At 43.6% G+C, this 19,249-nt stretch carries 13 protein-coding genes and 1 other annotated feature; all 13 genes read left to right on the plus strand.

The window, feature by feature from the left end:
* Positions 1–195 precede the first annotated feature (195 nt).
* Positions 196–843 (plus strand): redox-sensing transcriptional repressor Rex, encoded by a 648-nt coding sequence (locus BJR36_RS06515; RefSeq protein WP_330387837.1) that lies wholly within the window; start codon positions 196–198, stop codon positions 841–843.
* Between the two features lie 50 nt (positions 844–893).
* Positions 894–1,136, plus strand: a complete 243-nt coding sequence (locus tag BJR36_RS06520; RefSeq protein ID WP_091231814.1) for a (2Fe-2S) ferredoxin domain-containing protein — start codon at positions 894–896, stop codon at positions 1,134–1,136.
* Entirely contained in the window at positions 1,136–2,878 is a 1,743-nt protein-coding gene (locus BJR36_RS06525; protein ID WP_091231815.1) for a [Fe-Fe] hydrogenase large subunit C-terminal domain-containing protein, read from the plus strand. Before BJR36_RS06520 ends, BJR36_RS06525 begins: the two co-directional genes overlap by 1 nt.
* Positions 2,879–2,951: 73 nt before the next feature.
* Positions 2,952–4,127 (plus strand): SpoIIE family protein phosphatase, encoded by a 1,176-nt coding sequence (locus BJR36_RS06530; protein WP_091231818.1) that lies wholly within the window; start codon positions 2,952–2,954, stop codon positions 4,125–4,127.
* Positions 4,128–4,154: 27 nt separating this feature from the next.
* Positions 4,155–5,612, plus strand: coding sequence for a 4Fe-4S dicluster domain-containing protein (locus BJR36_RS06535; RefSeq protein WP_091231820.1), 1,458 nt, complete (start codon positions 4,155–4,157; stop codon positions 5,610–5,612).
* Positions 5,613–5,805: 193 nt separating this feature from the next.
* The gene (locus BJR36_RS06540) at positions 5,806–6,861 is read left to right on the plus strand and encodes a ComEC/Rec2 family competence protein (RefSeq protein WP_139133519.1); all 1,056 of its coding nucleotides are present in this window, start codon (positions 5,806–5,808) and stop codon (positions 6,859–6,861) included.
* A 118-nt stretch (positions 6,862–6,979) separates the two neighbouring features.
* Positions 6,980–7,480: an SEC-C metal-binding domain-containing protein gene (locus BJR36_RS06545; RefSeq protein WP_091232101.1), complete on the plus strand. Its 501-nt coding sequence runs from the start codon at positions 6,980–6,982 to the stop codon at positions 7,478–7,480.
* A gap of 71 nt (positions 7,481–7,551) precedes the next feature.
* Positions 7,552–7,757 (plus strand) — a binding site (T-box leader).
* A 235-nt stretch (positions 7,758–7,992) separates the two neighbouring features.
* Positions 7,993–9,951 carry a threonine--tRNA ligase gene (thrS, locus tag BJR36_RS06550; RefSeq protein ID WP_091231826.1) on the plus strand — a complete coding sequence of 653 codons (1,959 nt, stop codon included), beginning with the start codon at positions 7,993–7,995 and terminating at the stop codon, positions 9,949–9,951.
* Between the two features lie 83 nt (positions 9,952–10,034).
* Complete coding sequence (locus tag BJR36_RS06555) at positions 10,035–11,168, plus strand: DEAD/DEAH box helicase (RefSeq protein ID WP_242875484.1); 1,134 nt, start codon at positions 10,035–10,037, stop codon at positions 11,166–11,168.
* 263 nt (positions 11,169–11,431) lie between these two features.
* Positions 11,432–11,926, plus strand: a complete 495-nt coding sequence (gene infC, locus BJR36_RS06560; RefSeq protein WP_091231831.1) for a translation initiation factor IF-3 — start codon at positions 11,432–11,434, stop codon at positions 11,924–11,926.
* A 34-nt stretch (positions 11,927–11,960) separates the two neighbouring features.
* Positions 11,961–12,158, plus strand: a complete 198-nt coding sequence (gene rpmI / locus BJR36_RS06565; RefSeq protein ID WP_091231833.1) for a 50S ribosomal protein L35 — start codon at positions 11,961–11,963, stop codon at positions 12,156–12,158.
* A gap of 26 nt (positions 12,159–12,184) precedes the next feature.
* Positions 12,185–12,541: a 50S ribosomal protein L20 gene (gene rplT / locus BJR36_RS06570; RefSeq protein WP_091231836.1), complete on the plus strand. Its 357-nt coding sequence runs from the start codon at positions 12,185–12,187 to the stop codon at positions 12,539–12,541.
* A 269-nt stretch (positions 12,542–12,810) separates the two neighbouring features.
* A complete protein-coding gene (locus tag BJR36_RS06575; RefSeq protein ID WP_091231839.1) occupies positions 12,811–19,083 on the plus strand; it encodes a DUF4214 domain-containing protein in 6,273 nt (2,090 codons plus the stop codon).
* Positions 19,084–19,249: the final 166 nt, after the last annotated feature.

Genomic DNA, 19,249 nt, shown 5'->3' on the forward strand with positions numbered 1-19,249 from the left:
ATATCGATATTTCGATATCGATATAATAATATTTAATGTTACAGGTACGGAATGCTTCATACTGTAACGCAGTAACTTCAGATCCTGGTGTCCAGCCATCAAGCACTCAAACTTATTTATTTCGCAAATAAATTCAGGTATAGCAAATGTTAAAAAATCCCGGCAGGGCACCACGGATTATTCAAAGGAGAAAAATTGGAAAACATCAATAAATTTCAAACGATTTCAAAGCAGGCACTTCAGCGCCTGCCGTATTATCTGAACTTTCTGAAATCACAGAAGGCAAAAAAGCAGTCAAACACTTCGGCTTCCATGATTGCGGAGGGGCTTCGTCTGAACCAGGTTCAGGTCCGGAAGGACCTTGCGGCTGTTAGTTCGGGCGGTCGTCCGAAGACTGGTTACGGGACTGAAGACCTGATATCCGATATCGAGCAGTTCCTCGGATACAACAACACCCATGATGCGATTCTGATTGGGGCAGGAAATCTTGGGAGGTCACTGCTTTCCTATAAAGGATTCGAGGAATGCGGCATGAAAATTGTTGCAGCTTTTGACATAGATAAACATGTGGCAGGGACAGAGGCAGGGGGCCATCCGATTTTCCCTATGGAAAAGCTGGAAGATCTGGCAGGCAGGCTTAAGGTGAAGATCGGAATCATTGCCGTTCCGGCTGAAAGTGCCCAGGAAGTCTGTGATTTGCTTGTCGGAAGCGGAATCCTTGCAATCTGGAATTTCGCTCCGGTATATCTGGATGCCCCGGAGGATATCCTGATACAGAATGAAAACATGGCGGCATCCCTGGCGGTGCTGTCAAAGCATGTTGAAGAGAAGTTTGGCAGATAAAGATCTGTTGTCAGACACGATATATACGAATCAGTATGAGGAGGAAAAACATGGTAATAACAATATGCATCGGCAGCTCATGCCATTTAAAAGGATCAAGGGAAGTTGTGAAAAAATTAGAAGAGCTCGTGGCAGAATATGGACTTGAAGGACAGGTCGAACTGAATGGATCGTTCTGCATGGAGCATTGCGTGGAAGGCGTGTGTGTAAGGGCGGACGACAGATTCTTTTCGCTTAAGCCGGAAACTACCGAGGAATTCTTCTGCAAGGAGATCCTCAGGAGGGACGTTTAATGGACGTTATTGGATTCAAGGAAGCAAAATGCAAAAACTGCTATAAATGCGTGCGCGTGTGCAATGTCAAGGCAATTGAGGTCAAGGATGAACAGGCCCAGATCATCAATGATAAATGTATCCTGTGCGGTCAGTGCCTTGAGGCATGTCCGCAGAATGCAAAAACATTCATAAGCGATCTGGATAAGGTGAAGGATTATATAAGGAGGGGTATTCCAACTGTGGTTTCGGTAGCGCCATCCTATATGGGGATACTGAACTACAGGGTTCCGGGACAGGTATTTTCTGCACTCAGGAAGCTTGGATTCTCCCAGGTAAGGGAAACCGCGGAAGGGGCAGCATTCGTGACGGCGGAATACGACCGGCTCCTGGCAGAGAAAAAAATGGAAAACATCATTACCACCTGCTGCCCGAGCATGAATGAACTCGTTGAAATATATTATCCTGAGCTTACGAAATATCTGGCTCCTGTAGTTTCGCCCATGATTGCCCATGGAAAGCTGATCAAGAAGGAACAGGGGGACAGCGTGAAGGTCGTATTTCTGGGACCTTGTATTGCAAAAAAACGCGAGGCGGAGAATGACAGAAGGACCTCCGGCTACATTGATGCGGTGATAAACTTCAACGAATTTGAAGGGTGGCTCGCAGAGAAGAAAATAGAAATCATGGAATGTGGGGATGAGCTTCCGGACAACAGGAATGCTGCTGTCAACAGGCTTTATCCTGTCAGTGGAGGCATCCTGTCTTCTGTTCTGGCCTGCGCAGGCATAGCGGCTGCTGAAGATGGAAAAGAGAAGGAAACCTATAAAAAATTTTATGTTCACGGCATAGAAAGCTGCATGGATCTCCTGGAGAATATGAAAAGGGGAGAAATCAGCGGCTGTTTCATAGAAGCTGATATATGCAGCGGCGGATGCCTGAAGGGTTCGGCTATGGAAAACAGGGGTAAATCCCATTTTCAGGCAAGACTTGAGATGGAGGATGCTGTGGAAAAAAGATGGGTTGAGGAAGGGTATCTGGACCAGGGCAGAACAGTCTCCATGGCAAGGACATTCGCTGACCGTTCTGATAAAAGCAGCATGCCGGGAGAAGAAGAAATCAGGCGCATTCTGAAGAAAATCGGAAAGGTCAATAAAGAGGACGAGCTCAACTGCAGCGCCTGCGGGTATTCGACCTGCAGGGACAAAGCGATTGCTGTCTACCACGGCAATGCAGAACTTACCATGTGTCTGCCATACATGAACGAGAAGGCCCAGTCAATGGCTAACGTCGTGCTTGATACCACGCCAAACATTGTAGTGATTGTGGATTCGGATATGAAGATAATTGAATTTTCAAATGCGGCAGTCAGCTATTTTAAGAAGACGAAGGCCCAGGCCAGGGAAATGTATCTTTTTGAACTGATAGACCATACTGATTTTGAATATGTTTTGAATACCAGGACAAGCATACTTGGGAAAAAAGTATGCTACCCTGATCTCGGGATCACAACCCTTCAGAACATCGTGTACATCAAGGATCAGAACTGTGTCCTCGGCACTATGCAGGATATCACGGAGGACGAGGACAAAATCCGCCAGAGCCAGAAGCTCAAATTCGAGACAATCGAGATGGCTCAGAAGGTAATTGATAAGCAGATGATGGTCGCCCAGGAAATAGCAGGCCTTCTGGGGGAAACCACTGCTGAAACAAAGGTAACCCTGACAAAACTGAGGGATATGATTATTAATGACGGAAATTAATGGATGAAAGCAGCGTATGGAAAGTACTGGCTGAACAGCAGCCGTGAAATACGCAAGCTGGGAAGGGAATAACATGGATATCTGTACGGACATATCTTACAGAAGTTTAAATAAATATCATGAAGAGCTTTGCGGTGATAAGGTTGAAATCATAAAGACCGCCGATTCTGATATATTGATACTGGCTGACGGAATGGGGAGCGGAGTCAAGGCAAATATCCTGGCAACGCTGACTTCAAAGATACTCGGGACAATGCTGTTGAATGGGGCGACGATTGACCAGTGCGTGGAGACTATAGTGAAGACCCTTCCTGTCTGTCAGGTCAGGCAGGTGGCATACTCAACTTTCAGTATTCTGCAGATCTTCAGGAATGGAGATGCATATCTGGTGGAATTCGATAACCCGTCCTGCATTTTCATGCGGGAGGGCAAGCTTGAGCCCATCAGTTTCAATGAAAGGCTGATAGAAGGGAAGAGGGTAAATGAGTGCCGCTTCCAGGTAAGACGAAACGACTGCTTTGTGCTGATGAGCGATGGTGCCATACATGCCGGTGTAGGCCAGCTGCTGAATTTTGGGTGGACATGGAAACATATTGCTGAATATGCGGTGCAGAACAACAGCCGGGGATATACGGCAAACAGATTTGCAAATCTTTTAAGCAAGGCATGCGACGATCTCTATATGGGTCATCCGGGAGATGATACGACAATTGCGGTGGCAAGGATTACTGAACCGAAGGTCGTGAACCTGTTTACCGGCCCGCCCGAGAATCCGGAAGATGACGCTGTGGTCATTAACAGGTTTATGGAAGGACATGCAAAAAGAATCGTATGCGGAGGCACAAGCGCCAACATCGCAGCCCGTATACTGGAACGTGAGATTAAGACCTCGTTCAACTATACAGACCCTAAAATACCGCCGACGGCTGTGATACAGGGAATAGACCTTGTGACAGAAGGTGTAATCACTCTGAGCAGGACCCTTCAGCTCTTGCGCAGATATGCCATGGGAGAAGGTCTGGACGAGGAGTATTTTCTTGAACTTGATAAAGGAAACGGCGGGTCGATGGTGGCCCGCATGATTATAGAAGAGTGCACGCATCTGAATATGTATGTGGGGAAAAAGATAAATGCTGCCCACCAGAATCCGGAGCTTCCCTTTGATCTGAGCATCCGCATGAATCTTGTGGAACAGATCAGGGAGACGGCGGTTAAAATGGGAAAGTATGTCTCGATAGCTTACTATTAGTGACGATTTGATCAAGGAGGTATTGTAATGATAGAAAATGATGCAGATATAGGCAGCATAAAAGCCGAAGTGCTCTATGAGGTAGCAAAGCTTGCCTTTGAAGATAAATTAAAGGAAATGGAAGAGGAGATTCCATTTTCCATAATCCCGGGTCCGAAAGCCAATTTCAGATGCTGCGTCTACAGGGAAAGAGAGATAATCAGGGAGAGGGTAAGGCTGGCACAGGGGAAGACGCCGTGTGGCAATGAGGATGACAAGAATATTGTTCAGGTTATCCGTTCTGCCTGTGAGGGATGTCCGATCACCCGCTTTGTCGTCACAAACAACTGCCAGAAGTGCATGAGCAGAAAATGCCAGGCGGCATGCAGCTTCGGCGCGATTACGATAGACGGAGACAAGGCCCGGATTGACCCGGATAAATGCAGAGAGTGCGGAAAGTGCGCACAGGCCTGCCCATACAATGCAATTGCAGACATCATGCGTCCTTGCAAGAGGAGCTGTCCGGTAGATGCCATTACGATGGATGATAATAGCATTGTAAAAATCAATAAGGAAAAATGCATAAGCTGCGGCGCATGCATAAGCGACTGCCCTTTTGGCGCAATTTCAGACCGTTCCTTCCTTACAGATGTAATCAATCTTCTGAAGGCCGGTGTTCCGGTATATGCAATGACAGCCCCGGCTGTGGAAGGTCAGTTCGGTCCGGATGTAACCATAAGCGATCTGTCGGAAATGATCTGCGAAATGGGGTTTGCTGGGAATTTTGAAGTCGCGCTGGGTGGAGACCTGGTTGCCGCGAGTGAGGCCGAAGAATGGTCAGAAGCATATCGCGAAGGCAAGAAAATGACAACTTCATGCTGCCCGGCCTTTGTGAATATGGTAAAGAAACATTTCCCGTCAGTGATGGACAGCATTTCGACCACTGTTTCACCCATGGCTGCAACTTCGAGGCTGATTAAGGCGATGAATCCTGATGCAGTAACGGTATTCATCGGACCGTGTATAGCAAAAAAGAGTGAGGTCATCGAAACCGTGGCTGACAATACGGCGGACTACGCACTGACCTTTGAAGAGCTTCATGCCATGTTCCGGGCAAAGCAGATTTCAATTGCTCCACGCGGTACAGACATGCAACAGGGAAGTATTTTCGGAAAGCGTTTTGCTGCTTCGGGAGGCGTTACAGGAGCAGTCGTTGAAGCCCTGAAAGAAGCGGGCGAAAATGCCGAAATAAATGTGAAGCAGTGCAACGGTGCCCTGGAATGCAAAAAAGCACTGACACTTCTGAAAGCAGGAAGGCTTCCTGAAGATTTTATCGAAGGAATGGCTTGTGAAGGTGGGTGCGTCAGCGGTCCCGGAAATATCAGGGGAGCCGTCAAAGCAAAGAAAGACAGGGAAGCCCTTCTTTCAAAAGCTGACGGCCGCGGAATTCGTGAGAATATGCAGGAGTATGAAAAGTACAGATTTTCCATGCACAGAAAAAAGTAAAGAAATGTTAGAAAACTGGAAAGGCCGATCAAGTGTATGAGAATACATTTGCTCGGCCTTTCGGCAATGTCTTGAAAACAAATTCGATTGCCTGTTTTGTTGAAAATAGTAAAAAAGTAGTATAAAATAAAAATATAAGACACAGACTAATAGAAGTGGGAAGGGAAACAATTATGATACGGGGTGAAGCATAATGAATAGCAGAAAATCGAATATGATGATCAGGTACTGCATGGTCCTGGCGCTGATTGCAATAGGGGTATTGGTTGCGGTGCTTTGGAACATGAAGGAAAGAGAAGGCAGTACGGCTGACAGCAATACTGCGACAGAGAATAAGACCGAGACTGAAAATGACGACGGGAACGACAACGAAAGTGACAGCGGGAATAAAAATGGACAGGAAGACAGTAGTGAAGAAGATACAAACAGGCCGTCAGAGTGGACCATCACCCAGTATGGGGACGCGGATGGAAGTCAGCATATGTTTTATACAATACAGTCTGAAACTGGAAGTCTTGTTGTGATTGATGGAGGGCTCAGAGAGGAAGCGGATTTTGTGCGGGAGACCATCAAAAGCCTTGGGGGTAAGGCGGACTGCTGGATACTGACACATCCGCATTACGATCATATCGGGGCATTCAATCAGATTTATGCAGATCCGGCGGGCATAGAAATAGGACAGATCTATACGACTTATATTGATCAGGAAAAATACAGGCAGAAGGCTCAGCCATGGGATACCTATGAGATGTACGAAGAGTTTCTGGCGCTGACAAAGGATGCTGAAAATGTCGCTTATCTATACCAGGGGGACAGACTGGAGGTGGCAGGGCTGAAGATGTCGGTATTCAATGCGTATCATGACTATGTCGACCAGGTTTCAGGGGATCTTGCCAATGACGGCTCCTTAATGTTCAGGCTGGAGGGAAATGCCGAAAGCATGCTTTTCTGTGCAGATGTCGGCATATCGATGAGCGACTCCCTTGTTCAGAAATACGGGGGGGAACTGAAGTCGGACTATCTTCAGATCGCACATCATGGAAATGGAGGCCTTAACGATGAATTCTACAGGCTGGTATCACCAAAAAAGGTGTTTTTCGATGCACCGGACTGGCTCATGAATAATCAGAATCCATCCACATTGGAGACGGCAGGCTATGATACACCTGAGAACAGAAAGCTTATGGAGGAGCTGGGAGCAGAGATCTGCAGTTTCAGCACGGCGCCGAATTCGATAGTTTTGAGATAAAAATGAAAAACTTTTTGAAAAAAGCAGAGTTTTGGTATATACTAATCATATCTGTAAATAGAGAGATATGGAATTAATGACCATATCCAGGAAAATACATATAAAGGATGGTATGAAAATGGGATTGTTAAAAGCATGGAGAGACGTTGCGTATTCACAGGAAGTTGAACAGAAAGAAAGCGAAAAATTCTGGGAACACTACTTTATCATAGAAAAGGGAATCTACGAACAGCTGTTATCAGATCCTGAAACAGCGGTTGAAGGCACCGTTAAAGAATTAGCTGAAAAATACGATATTGATGTTATGATTATGGTAGGATTCCTTGACGGTATCAATGACAGTCTTGTAAATCCAAATCCGATTGAAGAGATGACTGAAGATACCAAAGTCAGCCTTGTTTTTGATAAAGAAAAATTATTCTATAACATGGTTGATGCAAAAGCACAGTGGTTATACGAACTTCCACAGTGGGATGAGCTTCTTACGGAAGAAAGAAGAAAAGAGCTTTATAAAGAGCAGAAAGCTTCCGGAACAATTGTAAAGGGACCTAAAGTCGGAAGAAACGATCCATGTCCATGCGGCAGCGGAAAAAAATACAAAAAATGCTGCGGTAAATAATCAGATTAATTGGACAGGATTGCAGTTGACTTGATGCAATACAGAGTGCTATAATCATCATGATGATATAGTATAAAGCGTTGATGAGAAGAGTAGAATGTGGAATATTCCAGAGAGAGATATGGGTGCTGTGAATATCTCAATAGGAAGCATTTGAAAACTAACTCGGAGTGGCTCTAATCCAGCCCGGTGATTCCGTTACAATCATAATTGAGTGGTTTGAAAAAAAACAATTAGGGTGGAACCGCGAGTGCATATAATAGGACTCGTCCCTTTCTGTATAGTCTTATGCAGGAAGTGGACGGGTCTTTTTCTGTTTCAGCGACGATCCTGCAGATCGGCTCTGTGCATTCTTACAGGGTGACCGTCTTGCAGCATCCGGAAAGAAAGCCAGATAAAGAACAGCATTCCTGCAGAACTCAGAGTATATAAGAAATAACAGTTAGCAGAACATAACTATCCAGTAATCCTGAATAGTTTAAACAAATCAATCCGAAAGGGGAAATTAAAAAATGAAGATTACTTTAAAAGATGGATCATCAAAAGAATACCAGCAGCCGATGTCGGTGCACGAAATTGCAGCCGATATCAGTGAGGGACTTGCAAGAATGGCATGCGCAGGCGAAGTAAATGGCGAGGTTGTCGACCTCCGAACCGTTGTGGACAGCGACTGTGAATTAAACATACTTACATTCAACGATGAAAAAGGCAAGGCGGCATACAGACATACAGCATCCCATGTACTTGCGGAGGCGGTTAAGAGATTGTATCCAGAAGCCAAACTCGCAATTGGACCTTCAATCGACACTGGATTTTACTATGATTTCGAATCACAGCCATTTTCCAGGGAAGATCTTGATAAAATCGAAGCAGAAATGAAAAAAGTCATTAAAGAGGGCGCTAAAATCGAAAAATTCACCCTTCCGAAAGAAGAGGCAATCGCCTTCATGCAGGAAAAGGGAGAACCTTATAAAGTGGAACTCATTCAGGATCTCCCGGAAGGCGAAATCATTTCTTTCTACAGCCAGGGCGAATTCACAGACCTGTGTGCAGGTCCTCATCTTATGAGCACAAAGGGCATCAAGGCTTTCAAGCTTATTTCATCTTCAGGAGCCTACTGGAGAGGAAGCGAAAAAAATAAGATGCTGACAAGAATCTATGGTACTGCATTCGCTAAAAAACAGGAATTGGATGAATATCTGGTTTATCTTGAAGAAATCAAAAAACGCGACCACAACAAATTAGGCCGTGAAATGGAGCTCTTCACCACGGTAGACGTTATCGGACAGGGACTTCCGCTGATGCTTCCAAAAGGAACGAAAATGATTCAGACCCTGCAGAGATGGATTGAGGACGAAGAGGAAAGACGCGGATACATGAGGACAAAGACTCCTCTTATGGCAAAATCAGATCTGTACAAAATCTCAGGACACTGGGACCACTATAAGGATGGAATGTTCGTTCTCGGCGATGAAGAAAAAGACAGCGAAGTATTCGCACTCCGCCCAATGACATGCCCGTTCCAGTACTATGTATATAAAGCAAGCCAGAAGAGCTACAGGGATCTTCCGTGCAGATACGGCGAGACCTCGACTCTTTTCAGAAATGAAGAGTCAGGCGAAATGCACGGCCTTACAAGAGTCAGACAGTTTACAATTTCTGAAGGCCATCTGATTGTTACTCCGGAGCAGGTTGTAGAGGAATTTGTAGGCTGCGTGGATCTCGCAAAATACTGCATCGAAACGCTTGGCTTACAGGATGACGTGACTTACCGCCTTTCAAAATGGGATCCTGAAAATAAGGAAAAATACGTAGGCTCAGAAGAAACATGGGAATCCGCACAGGGAATCATCCGTGATGTTCTGAACGACATGGGCGTTCCGTTTACTGAAGCGGAAGGCGAGGCGGCATTCTACGGACCTAAACTTGATATCCAGACAAAGAACGTTTACGGCAAGGAAGACACCATGGTTACAATACAGCTGGACTTTGCTATTGCTGAAAAATTCGACATGTACTTTGTTGACAAGGACGGAGAGAAGAAGCGCCCTTATATCATCCACAGGACTTCAATGGGATGCTACGAAAGAACCCTTGCAACGCTCATAGAAAAATATGCAGGATTATTCCCTACATGGCTGTGTCCTGAACAGGTAAGAGTACTCCCGATTTCAGAAAAATATCATGGATATGCAAATAAAGTGGCAGATGAACTGAAAGCTAACGGTGTTTTATGTACAGTAGATGAACGTGCAGAAAAGATCGGATACAAGATCAGGGAAACAAGACTTGACCGTGTTCCTTACATGCTGGTAGTGGGACAGAAGGAAGAGGAAGACGGTGTGGTTTCAGTAAGAAGCAGATTCAACGGTGACGAAGGCCAGAAGCCTCTCGCTGATTTTACAAATGAAATCTGCAAAGAAATCAGGACAAAAGAAATCAAGGAAATCAAAGTACAGGAAGAAAAATAGACAGGTACAGCTGGTGTTCAGGTGTGGTTTAGCCACACCTGAATTCAGTTGAGATTTTCTAATGAAAGAATAAGAGGATACATATGGATTTTAAGGAATTAGGGCTAAGCCCCTCCATTATCGAAGGATTAAAAAAAGAACGAATTTCAAAACCGGCAAAAGTCCAGGAGGCAGTAATAGGCAAGGTGCTGGAAGGAAAAGACCTGATTGTGCAGTCGGAGACAGGTTCTGGCAAGACACTGGCTTATCTGCTTCCTCTCTACGAAAAGATCATGCCCATGGAAAAAGGGATGAAGGTCCTTGTCCTCGTTCCTACCCACGAGCTTGCAATGCAGGTTCACAAGCAGGTGCAGCGCCTGTCAAAAAACGCAGGCGTAAGCATTGCATCAACAACGATATTCGGAGATGTAAACATCAACCGTCAGATAGAAAAACTGAGGGAGAAGCCTGAGATCATAATCGGAACTACCGGCAGAATCTTCGAACTGATCAAGAAGAAAAAAATCTCCGCACACACCATTAAGACGGTGGTTGTGGATGAAGCCGACAAAATGCTGGACAAGAACAATATCGAAGGGGTTCAGGCTGTGATAAAATGCTGCATGAGGGATACCCAGCTTCTTATGTTCTCTGCAAGCATTTCTAAATCGACAGTAACGGCGGCAGAAGGCTTCAATAAAAAATTTGAAGTGATCAAGACTACGGAAGGATTTGAAATTCCGAAGAATATAGACCATATCTATCTGCTGGTTGAAAGACGCGATAAAATCGAGATGCTTAGAAAACTGGCAAAGAGCATCAACCCGAAGAAGGCTCTGGTATTCGTAAACAAGGTGGCGGACACCGAGGAAGCTACACAGAAACTCCAGTATCATAAATACAGCGCAGAATGCATACACGGCGCCAACATCAAGAAGGACAGAAAGAAGGTAATAGAGGATTTCCAGACCGGAAAGCTCCAGTTCCTTATAGCCACGGATATCGCCGCAAGAGGTCTTCATATAGAAGGCGTCACTACGGTATTTCATCTGAGCATACCGGAAGACCCGATGGATTATCTCCACAGGGCAGGCCGTGCCGGCAGAGGTCAGGAAAAAGGTCTCAGCGTCCTTATTGTCACAAAAGAAGAACTTGCAAGAGTAAAAGCCTACCAGAAAGCTTTTGGAATCAACATACTGGCAAAGACGATGTATCAGGGCAGGATTGTCAAGGACTGATGCCAGAAGAAAAAAACAAAAGAAAACTATTGACAGCCTGGGTGAAACGTGTTAAACTCAACTAAGTTGTGGAGACGCAGCAGGACAATAAAGAAGAGTATCCGCTCTCACCTTAGCACAATGTGACTAATGGTTAATATTTAAGAACTTATAATAAGCCCAGGTTTATTATTATGCTTGAATTTAAGTGGATAGTCTGACTATCCACTTTTTTTGTAGATACTTATAACAATCCATGGAGGTGTACAATTATTAGCGAATTAATGATTAATGAACAGATTAGAGACAAAGAGGTACGCGTTATCGGAGAAGATGGCGAACAGTTAGGCGTAATGCTTACGAAGGAAGCTATGAGACTTGCAAAGGAAGCTGAAATGGATCTGGTTAAGATAGCCCCTACAGCAAAACCACCGGTATGCAAAATCACAGACTATGGTAAATACAGATATGAATTGGCCAGGAAAGATAAAGAAGCCAAGAAAAAACAGAAAACTATTGATGTCAAAGAAGTACGTCTGTCACCAAACATTGAAGCTAACGATTTAAATACAAAGATTAACGCCGCAAGAAAATTCATTGAAAAAGGCGACAAGGTTAAAGTTACTTTACGCTTCAGGGGAAGAGAAATGGCGCATATGCAGAGCAGCAGACACATTTTAGATGATTTTGCTGAACAGCTGTCAGACATCGCTACAGTAGACAAACCGGCTAAATTAGAAGGCAGAAGCATCATAATGTTTTTAACTGAAAAACGTTAAAATAAATAAGATAAATTATTAAGGAGGACATATCATGCCAAAAATAAAAACTAGCAGAGCAGCTGCAAAACGTTTCAAAAAAACAGGTACTGGAAAATTAAAGAGAATGAAAGCTTACAAAAGCCATATCTTAACTAAAAAGTCCACTAAGAGAAAAAGAAATCTTAGAAAAGCAACAATAACTAATGCTGCAAACGTTAAAGCAATGAAGAAGATTTTACCTTATTTATAAGATAAACCGAAGGAGGACAAGTAAAGATGGCAAGAATTAAAGGCGGAATGAACGCTAAAAAAAGACATAATAGAACACTTAAGCTGGCTAAAGGTTACAAAGGAGCTAGATCAAAACAGTATAGAGTAGCTAAACAGTCAGTAATGAGAGCTTTAACAAGCGCTTATGCTGGTAGAAAAGAAAGAAAAAGACAGTTCAGAAGATTATGGATCGCCAGAATCAATGCAGCTGCAAGAATCAACGGATTATCATACAGCAAATTTATGTATGGTTTAAAATTAGCAAATGTTGAAATGAACAGAAAAATGTTATCAGATATGGCTATCAACGATGCTGCAGGTTTTGCTGCACTCGCAGAATTAGCGAAATCAAAAATAGCATAAAAAGCAATCCCTTGGAGACCATGTGTTTCCAGGGGATTTTTGCTTTGTATGACAGAATGCCATGAGATAAAAAAAGCTCCGCACAGGATGTGCCGTATAAAGATGAGAAGATTGTGCAAAAAGGGTAAAAAACATACGGGATAATGCAAAGTAATAGAAATGCGCATAAGTTATAATGTAGTAAATTGATGCTGATAAGTTGTGGTCTTTTTGTCGTAAGCCCGTAGATATATCAGTGTTTTTTAATTACATTAAAAGGAGTGCGAAAAATGAGGAAGAACAAGAGATGGATGGCGGTTCTGATGGCGGTATGCCTGACGATTCCCAATTGCGGAGGACTGACCGTGCAGGCAGAAACGCCAGACTATGCACAGGAAACGCCGGCAATACTGACGAGCGAGGGTGAATTCGTGCCTGCTGTAATCGAAGCAACAGCCAAAGCAGGATATTCCAGCGAGTCGATTGGATGGACACAGGTAGCTGATGCCTCAGGATATAAGATTTTCCGTTCGGAAAATGCGGATGGTCCATTTGCAGAAGTAGGAAATGTAACTGGTGCAGCGGTGGTCAGCTTTACAGATGCGACCGTCGTAAAGGGTAAGGTCTATTATTATAAAGTGCATGCATATAATGCAGCTGACGAAACAATCGGGCAGAGTACCGCCGTATCAGATGCAGCAATAGGAATGGAAGCGCTGAAAGCACACGCAGCCCTTTCAGGAGAATTTGCTGATGAAGATCAGGTGTTTGATGGAACACGTGTCGAAGACTTCAGTGACAGGGCGGCAGCAGTACACAACGTAAGCTCGGGAAGCATCATCCTTAAATTTAAAGCAGCATCAGATATGACAGGGGATAATGTCATTCTTGGGACAAAGGATAAAAGCACTGCGCTTTCCACTACGCTGGCTTCTGGCTTTGACTGTACTTCTATGTTCCTGAGGGGCAATACGAATTTCAGATTTTCCTATAAGCATACACAGGCTGAGAAGAAACCTTTTGCATTTTCGGATGGAAACTGGCATTGTATTGTTCTGAGCAGCAATCCGTCAGGAAAGTATATAAGGCTTACTATTGATGGCGTGGAACAGTTTTCTAATACCACAGCCAGCAATATGGGCATGTTTGCAAAGCAGGCTGTTCTGAATCAGGTCACGATCGGTGGACATAAAAAACCGGATGGCACTATAGCAAATGGCTTCAAGGGCTCTATATCCCAGGTCATCGTAACAGATGAAATCCTGACCGATGCTGAAGCAATTGAGATTTCCAGAGCCGGATATACGGGCATAATTCCATCAGGAGCATCTATTTCAGAAATGTTCGATACTTCATTGGGAGATAATTCCTGGGTATTCACAGGAGGTGCATCAGTACAGGGTGGATTTGACCAGGTACGTGGTGTACGTAACTACGTTGGACAGTTTGAGGAATACGTTAGATGGACAAAGAGTTCTACTTTAAAAGGTCGTCAGCGTTACATGATCAATACTGCTAAAAGTGGTCAGACCCTGGATGGGATTGTGGCAGACTATTACAACAAGGTGGCAAAATACCAGCCAAAGGCAGCTGCTTACATGGTGTCTGAAGAAGACTATTCCCAGGGAGATGCAGGAATTGAAGCTTTCAAGGCGAACCTGAAAGTATTTATTGACAATTCCCTTGCACTGAAAGCATCAGATAAAGGGTTTGCAGTAATCCAGAAACCTTTTGCTACAAGGAATGCTACTGTTAATGCAACGATAGATAAATACTGTACAGCAGTCAATGAAGTTTTAGCACAGTATAAAAATGATGCAGCAAAATATGACAGGATTGTTGTTGTTGATCATTTTGCACTGACTAATACAGATACATTTAAGAGCAACTGTCTTCAGAATGAAGATACCCTTAATGCGAAAGGGCATCTGGAAATTTCAAAACAGCTGGCATTAGCTACAATCAAAACAGTTGATGCATTTCCAGTAAACGATACTATGGTCAGCCGTACGGAAGAAGCCCAGCCTTCAGAATACCTCAAGGTTCAGCCAGCAGTAACCTCTTCAGATTCGGGATTGAATGTTGTGGTTCCGGACGGAAACGGAACGAACTGGAAGTATGAACTGGATATGGAAGGAACGTTAGTAGAAGGAAGTGCAGCTTCTAATACATTTACAATTACAGGACTTGCAGGAGGAAAGAAATACACACTGAAAATACAGTCTGCAGACGGGGCAAAACAGCTGACTACAATGAAAGGTGTAATTGCTGCAGGAAATACCGCTGTGGTAAATACCCAGGAATTAAATGCAGCCCAGCAGTCTGTTGTGGATATGGTAAAAGGCAGTAAACCAATGAACTGGCTGTTCATGGGAGATTCAATTACCCATGCTGCTTTATGGACGTATGGATATGATGGAACAGCGCAGACATTTGAAAAGTATCTGAGAAATGAACTGGGAAGAACTGACGATGTTGTGATCAACACAGCAGTATCAAGTGCAGATACCAAAACTACCCTGGAAAATATCGACCAGCGTCTGGAAAAATTCACGCCAGATGTTGTATCTATAATGCTTGGAACAAATGATGCGGCTACAGCAGGACTGGGCCTTGAAGTATATGCTGCAAACATGAAAATTATTATAGAAAAAATTCGTACAATCAACCCGAATTCAATCATACTTTTCAGGAGTCCGGCACCTTTATGGACAACCAACCGTGTGGCATTGATTCCACCTTATGTTGAAAAAATGAGGGAAGTGGCTGAACAGACTACGGGAAGTATTTTTATCGATCAGTTTACAGAAGTTCAGACTCTGATCAATACATATCCGTGGTTAAAGAACACAGACAGGACATATAACAACTTGTTCGGAAATGACCTGCATCCAGGTGTAAATGGCCAGCTTATTATGACCAGACAGTTTATAAAAGGATGTGGTCTGTGGACAGAAGACAGTACAATTACAAATCTGTTCTATGAAATGAATATAACAAAAGAGAATTCCCAGGTTGTTCCGACACTTGACTGTACGGTAGGACAAATAGGTGTTTCTACAGCTGCATTACAGACAAGCAGTGGCCTTCAGACAGGCAAAGTAACTCTTAAAGCAACAGATCAGACAAATAACCAGAGCTACTCGGTTTCGGCAGATGCAGGAGAATCGTATGCAACTTTAAGCAACCTTCCTGTTAATCGTACTTATGAGGTCGTAGTATCTGCATATCTTAAAGATGTAAATAAAAATGTTACATTTGCAGCTCAGAATGTCCAGGTTACAGATCAGATCAATGAAGCAGGCAGGGCGCTGATATTTGAAAAGAACGACCAGAATATAGTGTCTGGTACACCTGTAAATCTTTCCGGAGAAGCGTATGCAGACAAACTGCTGAATATGGAAGAAGGTACTGTTGTAGTACAGTATACTTCAACAAGCAATTTTGTGGTACAGTCGCTATTCAGTGTTTCTAATGGAAGGGCTGGAAACACGAACAGCTATTTAAGCGTTTATATTAAACCGGATGGAGCTCTTGGACTTGAAATCAGAAACACAAATGGATTTAGTTACAATATTGTAAAAGCAAATGCAGTAAAAACTTCCTATAAAGGAGTAGCTGCAAAGAATACAATTGCAATTAAGGCAGATAAAGCAAACAACAAATATAAAATATTTGCGAACGGAATTATGGTGTTAGAAACCGATGCGGCAAATCTTGGTGGTTTTAAGTTTGTTAAGGATATTACCGGTGTTGACAATTCCCTGATCGGAGCAACAAGGCGTGATGGAGCTGCGGCTTATCCTTTCGCAGGTACAATTCATGAAATCAAGGTATATGGTTCTGCCCTTTCAGATTCAGAACTGGTTGAAACAACTAAAGTAACAGAAACTCCTGAACTTCAGATGATATTTGATAAGGAGGATTCAATCGGATGCAACTACTTCAGGATTCCTTCGCTTCTGAAACTGAAGAGCGGCACGGTAATCAGCGCTATTGATGCAAGGTTCGGTGGTACCCACGATTCACCTAATAATATCGATATCGCAGTATCCAGAAGTACAGATGGAGGAAATACCTGGTCCGACCCAACGATGCCTATGCATTATGACGATTATTCGGACGATACCCTGGAGATCCCGGTTGGAACACAGACAAGGGTAACAGACAGTGCGTCCTTCATAGATCCTGTGCTTTTGCAGGATGAAGTGACAGGAAGGGTATTCCTGATAGCTGATGCAATGACAGCAGGAAAAGGCTCGCCTCAGGCAGTGACAGGAAGCGGCTATAAAGATATTAACGGAAAGAGATATCTGAAACTGCAGAAAGCAGGAGAAACAGCATATAATTATACTGTTCGTGAGAACAATGTAATCTGGAATGACACTGCAAATACTGCTACAGAGTATTCCCTGAACAGTAACTTTGAAATACTTAAGAATGGCGTGGTACAGACCGTTAAACAGAAAACTTCCAGATTTGACCCGACAAACGGTTCGGGAACACTCGTATCGGAAACCACAAATACAGATGTAGCTATGAATATCATGTATGCCGATGCTGCATTTAAGGCATTACCGACTACCTGGCTGTATATGAAATACAGCGATAATGACGGACAGACCTGGTCTGATCCGATTCTGTTAAATGGAATGGTTAAGCCGGAAGATTCAAGGGTACTTGTAACAGGTCCTGGACGAGGCATCCAGCTTAAGAATGGTGAACATGCAGGACGTCTTATCATTCCTGTATATGACAGCGGCAAGTCTGGTGCAATCTACAGTGATGACCATGGTGCTACATGGACTTATGCAGCAGGGCCTTCAACTGCAAATGCTGCAATGTCAGAGACACAGTTTGTAGAACTGCCAGATGGAACAATCAGAGTATATGGAAGATCAAATAGTTCAAAGGTTTCCACAGCAGTCAGCCTGGATGGTGGAGAAACCTTTACAGCAGCAGAATATGTTGCGGGACTTACACAGCCTGGATGGGGTTCGCAGCTTTCTGTAATCAACTATGACGGTCTAATCGATGGAAAACCAGCGATTATCCTTTCAAATCCGAATGGGTCAGGTTCTTACAGAAAGGACGGACGCGTAAGGATCGGTCTGATTACCGACACAGGAAGCACAGGAGCTGCAAAATACAGTGTTGAATGGAAGTATAACTATGAAATAGACAGCCCGAGTGTACAATTTGGATACTCATGTCTGACAGAACTGCCTGACAACAGTATTGGTATCCTCTATGAAAAATATGATTCCTACAATCCTTCAGAACTGCATACTCAGGATGCCATCAAGTATGAAAAGCTCAGTTTAACAGATCTGATGGGCAGAGATGCTGTTCAGGTTACCCCTAAGACAAATGGGAACGGAGTAGTTTCCACGAGAAATACAGTTGCTTCAGGTTCCGAAGTTACAATAAATGCAGTCGCAGACACAGGTTATGAATTTTTGAACTGGGTAGATGCGGGCGGAAATGTTGTAAGCGAGGCTGCAGATTATACATTTACCATTACAGAGAATAAGGAATTCACAGCTGTTTTCGGTAAAATAGTAACAAACACGGCTGTAACAGGAGTGAGCCTTGATCTGAATGAAAAAACCATGACAGCAATAGGAGAAAAACTTCAGCTTACAGCAGCCGTAATGCCTGAAGATGCCACCAATAAAGGAGTTGTCTGGACTTCTACTAATCCTGCGGCAGCAACTGTCAGCAGCACAGGTCTGGTTACAGCTATAGCGGATGGAACTGCAGTTATTAAAGTGGTGACAGAAGATGGAAGCAAAGCGGCAGAATGTACCATAACTGTTATTACAAGGCAGTATACTCCGACAGAAAGCTTCATTCAGAGGCTTTACAGTAAGGTGTTTGACAGAGCTGCTGATGATGATGGAATGAAATACTACACAGAAGCTCTTACAAGTGGAAAAAGCACAGGAGCAGATGTGGGCCATGGATTCCTGTGTAGCGAGGAATTCACAAGCAAGGCATTAAGCAATGCGGATTACGTAGAGATTCTTTATTACACCTTTATGGATCGCCCGTCTGATGAAGAGGGAAAAGCATACTGGATCAATTTTCTGGAAAATGGCGTATCAAGAGAATTCGTATTCAAAGGCTTTATTGAGTCTCCGGAATTTACAAAAATCTGTGGTTCTTACGGAATCCAGAGAGGAAATGTAGAACTTCCGAAATACATTGACAAAAATCCAAATCTGACAATGTTCACTAACCGTCTGTACAGAGAGGCGTTAGGAAGAGCTGGTGAAGAAGAGGGCCTTGAATATTACGCAAGAGAAATTTCACTTGGAAAGGTATTGCCTTTACAGGCTGCTAAGAACTTTATTTTCTCACAGGAATTTGAGGACAGAAAGCTTGGAAATGAAGAATATGTGAAAGTATTGTACAAAACCTTTATGGGAAGGGAATATGATGCAAAGGGGCTTCAATATCATCTGGACAGGATGGAAGATGGGGCCAGCCGGGAAGACATCCTTTTAGGATTTGCTGCTTCGCCGGAATTCAAGACTATTATGGAAAGTTTCGGTCTGTAATATTTCTGAAAATATGCCAGTGATCAAGAACGTACTCGTCGGGGCTTTAAACAGCTACGACGAGTATATTTTTGGCTTGGCTTTTTGAATAATCCTGTAAAAAAACTCTTGTCAAATTTCTTATATTATGGTAATATATTTTCACTGAGGCTGTCGGTCAGACAGA

It is taken from the genome of Anaerobium acetethylicum (assembly GCF_900096945.1).
Lineage (GTDB): Bacteria > Bacillota > Clostridia > Lachnospirales > Lachnospiraceae > Anaerobium > Anaerobium acetethylicum.

Bases quoted from the DNA above. Each gene is read 5' to 3' on its own strand.
- BJR36_RS06525 (WP_091231815.1), top strand. From the start codon at position 1,136: ATGGACGTTATTGGATTCAAGGAAGCAAAATGCAAAAACTGCTATAAA.
- thrS (WP_091231826.1), top strand. From the start codon at position 7,993: ATGAAGATTACTTTAAAAGATGGATCATCAAAAGAATACCAGCAGCCG.
- BJR36_RS06530 (WP_091231818.1), top strand. From the start codon at position 2,952: ATGGATATCTGTACGGACATATCTTACAGAAGTTTAAATAAATATCAT.
- rpmI (WP_091231833.1), top strand. From the start codon at position 11,961: ATGCCAAAAATAAAAACTAGCAGAGCAGCTGCAAAACGTTTCAAAAAA.
- infC (WP_091231831.1), top strand. From the start codon at position 11,432: ATGATTAATGAACAGATTAGAGACAAAGAGGTACGCGTTATCGGAGAA.
- BJR36_RS06540 (WP_139133519.1), top strand. From the start codon at position 5,806: ATGAATAGCAGAAAATCGAATATGATGATCAGGTACTGCATGGTCCTG.
- BJR36_RS06555 (WP_242875484.1), top strand. From the start codon at position 10,035: ATGGATTTTAAGGAATTAGGGCTAAGCCCCTCCATTATCGAAGGATTA.
- BJR36_RS06535 (WP_091231820.1), top strand. From the start codon at position 4,155: ATGATAGAAAATGATGCAGATATAGGCAGCATAAAAGCCGAAGTGCTC.
- BJR36_RS06575 (WP_091231839.1), top strand. From the start codon at position 12,811: ATGAGGAAGAACAAGAGATGGATGGCGGTTCTGATGGCGGTATGCCTG.
- BJR36_RS06545 (WP_091232101.1), top strand. From the start codon at position 6,980: ATGGGATTGTTAAAAGCATGGAGAGACGTTGCGTATTCACAGGAAGTT.
- rplT (WP_091231836.1), top strand. From the start codon at position 12,185: ATGGCAAGAATTAAAGGCGGAATGAACGCTAAAAAAAGACATAATAGA.
- BJR36_RS06520 (WP_091231814.1), top strand. From the start codon at position 894: ATGGTAATAACAATATGCATCGGCAGCTCATGCCATTTAAAAGGATCA.